Here is a 12,197-nt window from a genome sequence, read left to right on the forward strand (position 1 = left end):
CGCTATGTCATATTCGCGCCTGGTTTTCGATCGGAATAATGCCGAGACCGCCGTTGAACAACTTCTTGATGAGGTAGTTCTCCTCGTTGTCCATCGTGGCGCCGCCCAGCGACATCATGTTCGTCACGTGGTTGAGTATCTTGCCGTCGCGGGTCTCGACAAAACCCTCTTCGCGAGCGTCCATCGCACGCTGGGCGATGCGGGCCATCGCCCACTCCAGCGGCTTGCGTTCCCAGTGGTTCGAATAAGGCGCGCGGTAGAGCACGTGCTTGATCCGGTGTGGGTTCACGTTTAGTTGGAACGTGTTCGCCCCTTTGGGACACAAGGTCCCCTCGTTGATAGGGCTTTCTGGATTGCCCTCGATGTCGATGACCTTGCCGCCTTTCACATACACCAGTTGGCTGCAGCCCACGGCGCAGTATGGGCACACGCTGTGCACCTCGGTCGCCCCTTGGAGGCGCGACCTCTTGTTCACGGAATTAGGGCTGAACGGCTGATTGACGCTGGCGCGTTCGGGGTCGCGTGCCGGTACTTTTCGCTTTGCTGACATCGGGTTGCCTCCACAGCGCGAACACGCCACGTGCGCTGTCAGATGACGGGAATAGTTGACGCGTTGCCCTCGGGCTGCCAATTTCGTGGATTGCGAATCGCTCGCGCCTCGCTCGCGCGGCGGCGAAACCATGATCGGGACAACCGTAAAGAACGAGGCCACGTCCAGTACGCAGATTGCAATGGTGAACGTGAGCGTCACCTGAGCAATCGACCATCCGAATTGTTTCGAAAAGGGATTGCGGAACGCGCTCCACGCGTATTACAGCGCCCGGCGCCACCTGCATCAGAAACCCGGCTGCTGCGATTGTCCCAGCGATTCATAATCCAGACATCCTTGGTTGAACTGTATGTATGTGGTCCTAACCTTCCACTAATGAATCCGGCCCCCCTGGTCGGGGCTGGCGCTGGCTACGATGTCGGCAGTTGAATTGAGATTGCCGGAGCGAAGAAGCCTTCCCTGATCAGCACGTTGGGGCGCAGGGGCTAAAGAGCAACGCGATGATTCAGCGTCCCGTTCGGCCTGTGTAAAGTGAACCTTCACAGGCATTCGGATTTTTATGTTGACAAGCGGCTCAAACCTCAGCTAAATCATAGAGCGCACTTCTCACTTTGCCCCAGGCCCCTTCTTGGTGGATGGACACATACCCATCAGGATCATTCGTACCGTTCGCAGAGGTAAAGATTCATTTACGAAGCCTCGCGAAACAGGTTCATAGCGGCTTAAATCCATGTAGTCCATCGCTGCAATACCTCGATCATCGAGGCGTATCGCATCGCCCAAATCGAACCGTAACCGCTGCGCGCGGGTCACGCACGAGGGAGCTGCAATGGCGGATTACACAGCCATCTACTCAGTTGGCAACTCCCTGGCGCAATATCTGACAAACAGCTTTCCGCAGGAGTTGAAAGATAAGTATCCCGGCGTCCAGTTCCAACTGGTGTCGAGTTCACAAATCGCCGAAGAAGATACAACCACTCTCGATAAAGTCGTTACGGTGTTTCTGCACCGCATAACAACGAACGAGAATTTCAGATCGGCGACGCAGATTCAGGACCGGCCCGACAGAAAGCCGGTGTTGTTTTTGGATTTGCACTATTTGATTACTTACTGGGGAACCGATGCTCAGGCTGAGCAAACGATCCTCGGTTGGACTATGTTGCAGCTTCAGTCAACACCCATCCTGGATAACTCCATTCTTAGTCCCGCTGCTATCTGGGATACGACCGAAGCGATTCAATTGGTGCCGGCAGATCTTAGCCTTGAAGACATCCTGAGAATCTGGGACGCGCTCGGTCCCAAATATCGCTTGAGCGTCTCCTATATCGCGCGCGTCGTGCGCATCGATACAGGGACGGTTCAGGGGCCGCCCGTAGTGGCGACACGCTTCACCCTCACGGATGATGGAGGAGTGCAATGATTGAGAACGTCGATCGCCGGGTTCTATCCGGATTCCGATGCGTCGACGCGATCACGCAAGGCACCATCGAGGACCCGCTCACCGTGACGGCCGCGCAACTCGTTCTCCGCCGCAACCGGAGCGGAGTCGTCGCGGTGATGGATGCGCCCCAGATGGCGGCGCTTACCAGCCTTTTCCTCGTTCCCGATCCGAGCACGTGGCCGCCGCCGACCAACTTCGAAGTAACGATCCAGGATCCGTCGATGCGCTATTTCCCGCGGCGCGTCAATATCGCAGTTCCGCAGCCGCTGCCGACCGCAGGAGCCTCTTCGCCCGCTACAACCTCAACGGCCGCTCCGACCACCACGCTTGCCACTTCTACAACAACTCCAGCCCCCACCACTACGGCGCTGGCAACTGCACCTCAGGTGCCGGCTATCACCACCCCGCAAACTGTGGTCCTTTATCCCACTCCGGCATCGCCCGTCGCTCCCAACTGGGCAGTGGTTCGCGTTTCCGTGACAAGCAATGCAAGCACCCCTGCGGCGTTGGCCTGGGCCGTGGTCCAGTTGAAGAGTGCAGGCGTTCCGACCATCAACGGAGTTACCGGAGCTAACGGCGAGGCATTGCTCGCGGTGCCCGGCCTGGGATTGAAGCTGAGTTCCAGCAGCACCGGCGCAGTCAAGGAAGCCACAACGCCGGCCACCATCACCGCGTGGTTCGACCCTGGCCTTCTTACAAAGCCACGGAGTTTCATCCCCAATCCCGACGACATCCTGCTGCACCTGTCGGCGCCCTCTCCGCAGTGGAAGAGTGCGTCCAAATCAGTCGACCTTGGCCCCGGCCAAACAGTTTCGATCGCTCTAACGATCTCGATTTGAACGAGGAGGGAAAATGCCCGAGTATTTAGCGCCAGGCGTTTACGTGGAGGAGGTCAGTTTCCGGGCGCCTTCGATCGAAGGGGTAGGAACGAGCACCGTCGGCTTCGCAGGGGTGACGCTGACCGGTCCTACTACCGCCTTTCCGGCAGTGCCCAACAAGCCAACACCGGAGCTCCTCACGAGCTTTGGCGATTTTCAAAATGTCTACGGCGGTTATGACAGGCTGGCGCTGGACGGCGTCTCGAACGACAACCCCAAGAACGTGAACTATCTGGCCATGGCGGTCAAAGCGTTCTTTGATAATGGCGGTTCGCAACTTTACGTGTCGCGAGTCTTCTCGCCTAAGAGCGCAGCGGACGCGGGCATTGCCAGCAGTGGGGATCCGGCAACCACCAACGTTGTCGTATCATCTCGCTTCCCCGGCAGCGCCGGAAATCAGACCGTCAGCGTGAAGCTGAAGGCCACACGCACCCAGAATGCGAGCAGTTTGCCCGCAGGGTCGCTGGTCGCTTCAGCGGCCAACACGTCAGCGCTCGCTGCCAATATTGCCGCCGCGGACACCAAGGTATTCCTGACCGCTCCGTTTCCCTGGCAAACTCCCGCCAACATTCGCATCGATTCGGAGGTCATTCCTGTCACCGGGTATGACCCCAGCGGCACAATCCTCACTGTCACTCGCTCCGCGGGCGTGACGCACGCAAAGGGAACGGCTGTGCTGGGCCAGGTGGGCGTGCTCTTCGCGGCTCTCAACAACACAGCTCTGCAGCTCACACTTTCCAATGCCGCACCGCTGACAACAACTCCAGCACCAACCACGACGGCCGCGGCCACAACCACCGTTGCTCCCACTACAACCGTCGCCGCCACCACCACGGCGGGCCCCACCACCACAGCGGGCCCCACCACCACCGCCGCTGCAGCCACTACTACGCCCGCGCCAACCACCACCCCGGCGCCCGCCGCGGCAACCAAGCCGGTCAACGGCATCCCCGCCGTCCTGCTCATCGACAACGAGACGTTCACGGTGTCTTCGCTCGATGCTTCGGGAACGGTAGTTACCGTGGCTGCCCGCACCGGGGCCGCTACCCACAGCCAGAGCGCGCCGGTGTTCTCGCCCTTCGCCTTTTACACCAACGCGACGGGCACCACGATGAACGCGTTGCCCGCGAATGCGCCTGCCGGACTCTATGCACTTACCATGCAGGTCACGGCCAGCACGGCTGCTGGATCCCCTGCGGTATTCGACGGACTCGGCTTCCACAGCGCGCACCCCTACTACCTTGGCACTGCGCTTTCCGCGAATCCGCCTCGGCACATTGATGCGCTCCAGAACCAGATTGCATTCACCATCAACTCCACGCTGACGCCGGACACGCTGTTTTCAACCATCTTCCCCAACTGGGGCGGACCCGGTGCAAACGCCAGTCAGACGTTCACCCTGCAGAACGGCAACGATGGCGCGGAGCCTCTTTCAACCGACTATGACACCGCACTTGACCTGCTGCGATCCATAGAAGAGATCGCCATCGTGGGCGCGCCGGGTTCCGGTATCCTCGATGCCAGCCAGGACATCATCAACAGCCTGATCACGCATGTAAGCCAGCCCCGCGCCTACCGCGTTGCCGTGCTGGAAACGCCTCCCAATCAGCTCGCTTCAGATAACGAGGGCGTGCGCAGCGCCATCGACAGCAGCTACGCCGCGCTGTACGTTCCTTGGATCTGGACGCCCAACCCTCTCGCCAAGTCAGGGACGGCGACTGCCGCGGAGATTTCCGTGCCCCCCACCGGCTTCATGGCCGGCATCTATGCGCGCAATGACCAGCAGCACGGAGTTTCTAAGGCTCCGGCGAATGAAGTCGTGCTGGGCGCTTCGCGTCTGGAGCGCGATATCAACTTCGCGGAACAGGGCATCTTGAATCCCCTCGGCATCAACTGCGTGCGTTCCTTCCCGAACCGCGGATTCCGCGTATGGGGAGCACGCACCGCCAGTTCGGATTCGGAGTTCCAGTACGTCAATGTGCGGCGCTACCTCATCTACCTCGAACACTCCATCGACAACAGCACACAATGGGCGGTGTTTGAGAACAACGGACCGTTGCTCTGGTCGCGGGTCAAGGAGTCTGTGGATTCCTTCCTCTATAACGAATTCGTAGAGGGAAACCTGCTGGGAGACAACGCCTCGCAAGCGTACTTCGTGCGGTGCGATCGAACCACGATGACGCAGAACGACCTCGACAACGGCCGCATGATCTGCCTTATCGGAGTGGCCGTGTTGAAGCCAGCCGAGTTTGTCATTTTCCGCATCGGCCAGACCACGGCCCTGCAGCAGAGCTAGCCTCAACCCAAGTGGTGAAGGAGAATCGCAATGCCCGACAGAACTGCGCCTCTACCTGCATATAACTACCTGGTCGATCTCAGCGGCCCGCGAAGTCCTCAGAAATTGCTGGGCGGTTTCTCAGACGTGTCAGGCTTGGAGACGGACATTCATATCTCTGAATACCGCGACGGCAATGACGCTGAGCCGCACGTGCGCAAAATCCCTGGCTCCCACAAAGTCGGTGACGTCACTCTGAAGCGCGGGGTGGTCGATTCCTCCGACTTGTGGGCCTGGATCAGAGCCACGCGCACCACCGGCGTCGCCGCCCAGCGAGACGTGGTGATCACTCTCCTCGATGAGGCGGGAAAACCGGCTCAGCAATGGAAACTGCGCCGTGTTGTGCCTATGAAGTACACCGGACCAACGCTGGCCGGCAAGGGCGGCGGCGACGTCGCCATGGAAGAACTCGTGCTCTCCGCCGAAGGCTACGAGATAGCGCCGGCTTCGTAACCAAAAGAGCATAGCCCTTCAAGAGAGTGAGCCATGAGCCGCATTGTTTTCGACAACGCGCGTCCAGTGGTCGAGTCAGATCCCGCACGTACCGATGTCGCGTGCTTTGTGGGACTGGCTCGAGCCACGGGCGCCGCTCTGCCGGACGCTATCGTCGCATGGCTGCAGTTGCATGGCTGGACAAACGGTAGTAATGCGCAACCCGGCCCGACCAGTCGATCCATCAATCCGCCATTCACTGACATACCCATTCCCATTGAGAGCTACGCCACGTTCACGGCGCTGTTCGATCCCGGCGGATCCAACGCAAGTTTCGGGACCGACTACCTGGCCGCTGCGGTGCGCTCATTCTTCGCGCAGGGTGGAAGACGGTGTTATGTCGTAAGCATGGGTGATCCGCTGGGCCCCACTCCCGGCAATGTTCAACCCACTGCGAGCGACAAAGCACAAAAGCTGGACGCCCTGCTTCCACGCGTTCTCTTCTCTGCGAACGATCGCAGGAACTGGCACGGCATTGGCCATCTGGGCGGGTTGCCGGATGTGTCGATCCTTGCGGTTCCGGACCTGCCGCTGCTATCCGCCTCCGACTCCACGCTTGCGCAGGGTGTGCCTGTCGTGGTCGAGGCTGGACCGTCGCAGTTCGTCGAGTGCTCCCAGGTGCAAGCGGCAGGCGAACCAAACCCGGTGTTCCCGTTGCCGGCGCCAAGGCTCTCTCCCGCGGATTACGACGGCTGGTCGGCAAGCCTCCAGACCATTCTGCAGTACCTCGCCCAGGCCGGCATCCGGGAGATCACACTGGTTGCCGCGTTCCCTCTTCCGCAGCATCTTGATCCAGCTGCGGCTTCAGAGAATCCGTCAAGCCCCGCGCTTGCTGCGGATATCCACGATGCAATCAGTAAAGAAATGCCGGAAAACATCCAGCCTGATGCTACAACTCCGCCTCCTGATGCGGGCCTGTCCACCGCCTTTCTGCAACTGGGCTATCCATGGCTGAGGACGACTGGATCGTATGTTCTCAATGAGTCGCTGGAACCGCCCGATGGTGCGCTCGCCGGCCTGCTGGCATGTAACGCCCTCACCCGCGGCGCTTTCATGGATGCCGTCAAAGTCGTCCCGGCGGAGATCGTGGACATCTGGCCTTCATTGCCCGGCTATGAGCTTTCCATTCCGGTAACACCGCCGCAATGGGGAGATGGTTCCTGGAAGCCCCTGATCATGCGGCTTAGTATCTTCGGCTTCACACCCTCCGGCCTGCGGCTGCTTTCCGATGTGACAGCTTATCCCGGCGAGGCTTATCGGCCTGCGCGGGTTCACCGCCTGGTGGGAGTGATCTCGCGAGCTGCCCGGCAGCTGGGCGAGCGGAGCGTCTTCCAGAACAACGGACCGCAGCTGTGGCGACGAGTTGAAATTTCACTCACCGAACTCATGACCCGCTTGTGGCGGATGAATGCGCTGGAAGGTGCCTCAACCGACGACGCATTCAGCGTGCGGTGCGATCGAAGCACCATGACACAGAACGATCTCGATAACGGCCGCATGGTTGCGCAGGTGACGTTTACCGCGGCGTCCACAATCGAATTGATCCGCGTGACGCTGGCGCTGGAAACGAGCGGGGCCGCTGCGCAGGGTAGCGCTGTTCTGGCGGGGGTGAGCTGATGTCCACCGCGCAGGGTATCGTTCCGCTGCATATCTTCCGTTTCCGCGTTGCGGTCACCAGCGACTCCCTGGCGAACGGCCCGCAAGGTTCGAGCACAGAGATGAGCTTCGCGGAGTGCACCGGGCTTGAAGCAACGATGGAGCCGAAGACCATCAAGGAGGGCGGCCGCAACTATGGCGCGGCACAACGCGCAGGCGGAGTCTCGTTCGCCACCGTTATTTTCAAACGCGGCGTCAGCCAGGATCGCGGCATGTGGCAGATCTTCAACACCACCACTTCAGGGCGCTTCGCCCCGCGCCTGCAGGTAACCATCACGCTGCTCGATGGCGGCATGCAACCGCTGCTCACCTGGCAACTCGCCCACGCCATGCCGGTGAAGTTCAAGTTCGCTGACCTGAATGCAAAGGGTCAGGAAGTCGGAATAGAAGAGCTGCATTTCGTTCACGAAGGCCTCACGGCCGTATAGAGATTTGAATGAGCGCTGCGAACACAAACACGTTTCCCATCCCCACCGTCGTGAAGGCGAGCCTCAAGGCGCTGCCCGACGGCCAGGCGGTCCCCGTTCATTTCAATCCCGCGTCCTTGGTCTACACCGTTGAGAACTCTACGCCGCAGCAGAGCGCAGACCCGAAGAAACGCCAATTCGCCGCGCAGTTCACAGGCAAGCTGACGATGGATCTGCAGTTCGACACCACCGATACCGGAACAGACGTGCGCAAGGCGACCGGTAAGGTGGCTGCATTCATGCAATCCTCAGCGCAGGCCAACTCGAATGGCAAAGGCACCGGCACAAACAAGCCCGCGCCTCCCGTGCTGAGCTTTGACTGGGGCGCGTATCACTTTCAGGGATTCATGGAATCGTTCAAGGAGACCATAGACTTCTTTTCAGCCGACGGCATTCCCCTGCGCGCACTGGTAAGCATCTCTTTGGCTCGTCAGGACCAGGTGTTTGATACCGGCTCCGATACTCCCGCCGCCCAGCCGGCAAGCCTGGTGCCCACCTCCGCAAACGCCAGTGTCGGAGATGCAACATCGAAAGGCGGCGATTCGAACGCGACGCGAGCGCTGGCCGCCGCCAATGGCATCGAGAATCCTCGCTTCACCGGGGGCGCCTCTTTGCAGGTCAGTGCGGGAATCCAGTTGAACGCTCCCACTGCCTTTGTCGCCAGCGCATCCGCCGGAGCAGGAATCGGCGCATCGGCGGGAGCTGGGATCGGGATCTCCGGCGGCATTGGCTTGAGCCTTTCGGCAAGCGCCGGGGCAGGCATATCGGCCGGCGGCGGGTTCTCCGCGGGAGCAGGCATATCGGCCGGCGGCGGGTTTGGCGTGGGCGCCGGCGCATCCGCCGGCATTGGCTTGTCTGCGGGCGCCGGAGTCTCCCTGGGGGCGGGCGTGAGCGCTTCCGCCTCCGGCGGTGCGGGGGTCGCCTTGACTGCTGACGGCGGGGCGGTCTTCGGATCGCGCGCGTCGGCAGGAGTTCCGGCTACCGCCGGAGCCTTTGCCGGTATCGAAATCGGCCGCGCCTCCGTGAGCACCACCGCGCAATTGGACCCTCTCCGCATGCTGCCGGCTACGGTCAACACCAACGTCGCTGCAGGCCCGATGGCAAGCTTCCAGCTCGGCGGAGCTGCCGCATCGCAAACCGGATTCGCTACCGATGTGGGAGCGAACTTCAGCTTTCATGACCGTCTGACTTTCACCAGCGATTGATTGTGGAGAAGCTTGCATGCCCGTGAACATCGATGAGTTGCATGTAGAAACGGAAAGCCCGGCGCCCTCAGCCGCGCCGCCTGCCAAAACCGATCAACAGCCTCAGCCCGATCTGCAGGCAGACTTGGAAAAGCTCCGCGAACGCGAACTTCGACTCCAGGCGGATTAGATCCCATGCCGGAAACTCCAACCACCAATTCGGCAACCTATAGCGCCATTCCCACCGTGAAGGTGAATGGGCAACTGAACGACAAAGTCACTGAGCAGTTGCTCAGCATGAAGATGTGCGAGCACGAGGCGGGTATGTCAAGCCTGGAGCTCCGCTTCAGCAACTTCGGCTCCCTCGCCGGCGGAATGGCCGACCAGATCTTCGAAGACGGCGCCATCCTGAAACTGGGCGCCGACGTGATTGTCTACGCCGGCGAAGTTACCTCCCCCACAGAAATCTTCCGCGGCAAGATCACTGCTCTCGAAGGCGTGTTCCCCAGCAATGGCCCGCCCGAGCTGCTGGTGCTCGCCGAAGACGCATTGCAGGCCGCGCGCATGAAACGGCGCACAAAAACATGGGACAACACCACCCTCGCCAACATCGTGCAGGACGTCGCCAGCGGCGCAAGCCTCACCCCCGTGAGCAGCGGCCTCGACACAAACATCGGAACCGAACAGCAGTTCAACGAGAGCGACCTGCACTTCCTGCGGCGACTCCTCGCGCGCTACGATGCGGATCTGCAGGTGGTCGGTACAGAACTGCATGCTGCCCCGCGCAGCCAGGCGCAGCGCAGCACTCTGCAGCTCGACATGAACAGCCAGTTGCACGAAGTTCGCGTGCTCGCCGACCTCGCTCACCAGGTCTCCCAGGTAACCACAACAAGTTGGGACTTCATGCAAGGCCAAACCATCTCGGTTACAAGTTCCACCACGTCGCTGGGGCCCGGTTCGGGCCAGACTGGGAAGGACTTGCTGCCGCAGGCCTGGAGTTCGCGCTCAGAGCATCTCGCACAATTCGCTACCCTCGACCAGTCGGATGCGCAGGCGCTTGTCGATGCGGACTTCGCGCAGCGCAGCCGGCGCTTCGTTGTCGCACGCGGCATCGCGGAAGGCAATCCCGCCCTCCGCGTAGGAACCTATCTGACGCTTGGCGGATTGGGGCCAAGATTCTCAAACACCTACTACACCACCGCCACGGTTCACCGTTTCGACACCAACAAAGGTTATGAGACGGCATTCACAGCCGAGTGCGCTTACCTGGGGACGCCGTCATGAGCTTATTGCTGCGCGATTCGACTGTTCAACTGCTGGGACCCGCGCTCTTCCTTGCGCATGTGGTGAACGTCAAGGACCCGCAGAACCGCAACCGTGTTCAGGTACGCGTGTACAACGCCGACGGAGTTTCCGACCAGGACGGACCCATCTGGGCGCGCGTGGCCGTGCCCTTCGCCGGCAACAATCGTGGCGCGTTCTTCATTCCCGACGTCGGCGACGAGGTGGCCATCGCCTTCATCGGCGGTGATCCGCGCGGTGCCATCGTGCTCGGCAGCCTCTGGAATGGCCAGGACTCGGCACCCGAGACCATCGGCGGATCGCAGGACAGTGTCGATCGCTGGACCTTCACCGGCAAAGCAGGCACCCGCATCGCCATCGTCGAACAGCCCTCGAGCAGCGCCACCATCTCCTTCACCACGCCCGGCGGTCTGAGCGGAACCCTTACCGATCAGGGCAGCTCCATCGAGTTCAAAGATTCAAGCGAGACCTCGGTCAAGATCGACTCCAGCGGCGTAACCGTGAACGCGCCCACCGCGCAGGTGCAGATCACCGCGGCCAGCGGAGTAACCGTAACCTCGGCCCAAGTCACCGTGAATGCTGCGATGAGCACGTTCAGCGGCATCGTTCAGTGCGAAACACTGATCAGCAATTCGGTGGTATCTGCCTCGTACACCCCGGGAGCCGGCAACGTATGGTAGCGCACACCATTGACGTGAACGGCCTGCAGCTCTCGGGCGCCATTCAGGACCGGCCCGTGGTCCTGCAGATGCATGCCGAGGATTTCCCCAAGGCGTTCCTGCGCGACCTGGGCGCCGTGCCGCAGCCCGCGCCCACCGCGCAGGTCACCGCAACACCCACGCTGCTGTCCTCCGCGCAAACAGTCGCCTCCAGCGATGCAACGCCCGGCACTCTCTATCAGCCCGTGGCGCGCGTGTTTCATGTCGCGGTGGTGCAGTTAACCTGCGAGAGCGTAGCCAGCCCGCGGGTGGACCCCACCCGCGTGCTCTCCGCCGGACTCGTGGTGCGCCGCGTGCCGCGTACCGGCGGCGTAAGCGAACTGGGCAAACCGCCTGAAGCCGCATGGCCGTGGATGAAAAACCCCAAGGGACAGTTTGGGTGGATGCGCAATCCGCCGCAGTGGACGCCCGACGATGACCCCGATCCGAAACAGCGCCCTCGGCTGCAGTCAGGACAACCGGCGTTGGACCAGTTGCTCGCGGCGCAAACAAGCCTGACCGCTCTGACCGAAAACACCACACCCGCCTTCGTCGCGCCGCCAGACGTCTGCGCGGCCGCACAACGCACCATTGTTTATGCCCTGATTCCTACGGCCAGCAGTGACGCCGGCACCTTGCAGGCTCCGTCACCGGCGCCCGTAGATACCGACAGCTTGAAAAAGCTTCTGCCCACGTTCCTGACAGCCGGTTCCCACGTGTTTTCACAGGCCAACCAGCTCGTCGACTACAAACTCATGTCGGATGAGTACGCCATCGCCAGAGCTAAAACCGACTTCCTTTCCTTCTCCGCTACTCTGCGCGCGCTCAGCGCCTTTGGCGCACTGGACGGATCGGCCGCCGCACAACCCCTCATCGACAGGCTCAACAAGCTCAATGTCTCCATCCAGGACGGCACGTCGCAAATTTCAACGCCGATGGGATCGTTCTATCAGGATGCAGCCACGAAGCTGATCGACTACAACCCCAACGCGAGCGGATCGTCACAGGTTCCGGAACTCAGGATGCCCGGATCATGGGACCTGCTCACTTCCACCGACGAAGCCGATATCCTGGGACTCCTCGCAACCTTGCTGCAAGGCCGCGCGCAAACGGCCGCTCCGCCCGAAGGCCGATATCAGGACGCGAGCCGCTACTACCGCGTCCGGATGTACTTTCGCATCAAGGCTGAAACCG

12 protein-coding genes are annotated in these 12,197 nt (G+C 61.1%); 11 read left to right on the forward strand and 1 reads right to left on the reverse strand.

The features are described 5' to 3' along the window. Positions 1–7: 7 nt before the first annotated feature. Positions 8–751 (reverse strand): hypothetical protein, encoded by a 744-nt coding sequence (locus VGL22_RS13540; protein WP_465267462.1) that lies wholly within the window; start codon positions 749–751, stop codon positions 8–10. A gap of 628 nt (positions 752–1,379) precedes the next feature. Between VGL22_RS13540 and VGL22_RS13545 the strand changes: the two genes are divergently transcribed. The 11 genes from VGL22_RS13545 to VGL22_RS13595 all read left to right on the forward strand — a co-directional run. Next, on the forward strand, positions 1,380–1,970 hold the full coding sequence (locus VGL22_RS13545) for a Pvc16 family protein (protein WP_465267463.1): 591 nt from the start codon (positions 1,380–1,382) through the stop codon (positions 1,968–1,970). Beyond that, the gene (locus VGL22_RS13550) at positions 1,967–2,830 is read left to right on the forward strand and encodes a hypothetical protein (protein ID WP_465267464.1); all 864 of its coding nucleotides are present in this window, start codon (positions 1,967–1,969) and stop codon (positions 2,828–2,830) included. Before VGL22_RS13545 ends, VGL22_RS13550 begins: the two co-directional genes overlap by 4 nt. 13 nt (positions 2,831–2,843) lie before the next feature. After that, positions 2,844–5,165 carry a phage tail sheath family protein gene (locus VGL22_RS13555; protein WP_465267465.1) on the forward strand — a complete coding sequence of 774 codons (2,322 nt, stop codon included), beginning with the start codon at positions 2,844–2,846 and terminating at the stop codon, positions 5,163–5,165. Between the two features lie 30 nt (positions 5,166–5,195). Then, positions 5,196–5,657 carry a phage tail protein gene (locus tag VGL22_RS13560; protein ID WP_465267466.1) on the forward strand — a complete coding sequence of 154 codons (462 nt, stop codon included), beginning with the start codon at positions 5,196–5,198 and terminating at the stop codon, positions 5,655–5,657. 33 nt (positions 5,658–5,690) lie between these two features. After that, complete coding sequence (locus tag VGL22_RS13565; RefSeq protein ID WP_465267467.1) at positions 5,691–7,313, forward strand: hypothetical protein; 1,623 nt, start codon at positions 5,691–5,693, stop codon at positions 7,311–7,313. Beyond that, complete coding sequence (locus VGL22_RS13570; RefSeq protein ID WP_465267468.1) at positions 7,313–7,780, forward strand: phage tail protein; 468 nt, start codon at positions 7,313–7,315, stop codon at positions 7,778–7,780. Before VGL22_RS13565 ends, VGL22_RS13570 begins: the two co-directional genes overlap by 1 nt. An 8-nt stretch (positions 7,781–7,788) precedes the next feature. After that, positions 7,789–9,024, forward strand: coding sequence for a CIS tube protein (locus VGL22_RS13575; protein WP_465267469.1), 1,236 nt, complete (start codon positions 7,789–7,791; stop codon positions 9,022–9,024). Between the two features lie 16 nt (positions 9,025–9,040). Beyond that, positions 9,041–9,193: a hypothetical protein gene (locus VGL22_RS13580; protein WP_465267470.1), complete on the forward strand. Its 153-nt coding sequence runs from the start codon at positions 9,041–9,043 to the stop codon at positions 9,191–9,193. 5 nt (positions 9,194–9,198) lie between these two features. After that, positions 9,199–10,287, forward strand: a complete 1,089-nt coding sequence (locus VGL22_RS13585) for a phage late control D family protein (RefSeq protein ID WP_465267471.1) — start codon at positions 9,199–9,201, stop codon at positions 10,285–10,287. Then, the gene (locus VGL22_RS13590; RefSeq protein ID WP_465267472.1) at positions 10,284–10,985 is read left to right on the forward strand and encodes a phage baseplate assembly protein V; all 702 of its coding nucleotides are present in this window, start codon (positions 10,284–10,286) and stop codon (positions 10,983–10,985) included. The genes VGL22_RS13585 and VGL22_RS13590 overlap by 4 nt, the downstream gene beginning before the upstream one ends. Further along, positions 10,979–12,197: hypothetical protein (locus VGL22_RS13595; RefSeq protein ID WP_465267473.1), on the forward strand; the 1,219-nt coding region annotated here is incomplete at its 3' end. The genes VGL22_RS13590 and VGL22_RS13595, both read left to right, overlap by 7 nt.

The sequence above is a fragment of the Occallatibacter sp. genome, assembly GCF_036502485.1.
GTDB lineage: Bacteria > Acidobacteriota > Terriglobia > Terriglobales > Acidobacteriaceae > Telmatobacter.

Coding starts and splice junctions, on each gene's coding strand:
- VGL22_RS13590 (WP_465267472.1), top strand. CDS start 10,284: ATGAGCTTATTGCTGCGCGATTCGACTGTTCAACTGCTGGGACCCGCG.
- VGL22_RS13555 (WP_465267465.1), top strand. CDS start 2,844: ATGCCCGAGTATTTAGCGCCAGGCGTTTACGTGGAGGAGGTCAGTTTC.
- VGL22_RS13550 (WP_465267464.1), top strand. CDS start 1,967: ATGATTGAGAACGTCGATCGCCGGGTTCTATCCGGATTCCGATGCGTC.
- VGL22_RS13560 (WP_465267466.1), top strand. CDS start 5,196: ATGCCCGACAGAACTGCGCCTCTACCTGCATATAACTACCTGGTCGAT.
- VGL22_RS13580 (WP_465267470.1), top strand. CDS start 9,041: ATGCCCGTGAACATCGATGAGTTGCATGTAGAAACGGAAAGCCCGGCG.
- VGL22_RS13565 (WP_465267467.1), top strand. CDS start 5,691: ATGAGCCGCATTGTTTTCGACAACGCGCGTCCAGTGGTCGAGTCAGAT.
- VGL22_RS13585 (WP_465267471.1), top strand. CDS start 9,199: ATGCCGGAAACTCCAACCACCAATTCGGCAACCTATAGCGCCATTCCC.
- VGL22_RS13575 (WP_465267469.1), top strand. CDS start 7,789: ATGAGCGCTGCGAACACAAACACGTTTCCCATCCCCACCGTCGTGAAG.
- VGL22_RS13545 (WP_465267463.1), top strand. CDS start 1,380: ATGGCGGATTACACAGCCATCTACTCAGTTGGCAACTCCCTGGCGCAA.
- VGL22_RS13570 (WP_465267468.1), top strand. CDS start 7,313: ATGTCCACCGCGCAGGGTATCGTTCCGCTGCATATCTTCCGTTTCCGC.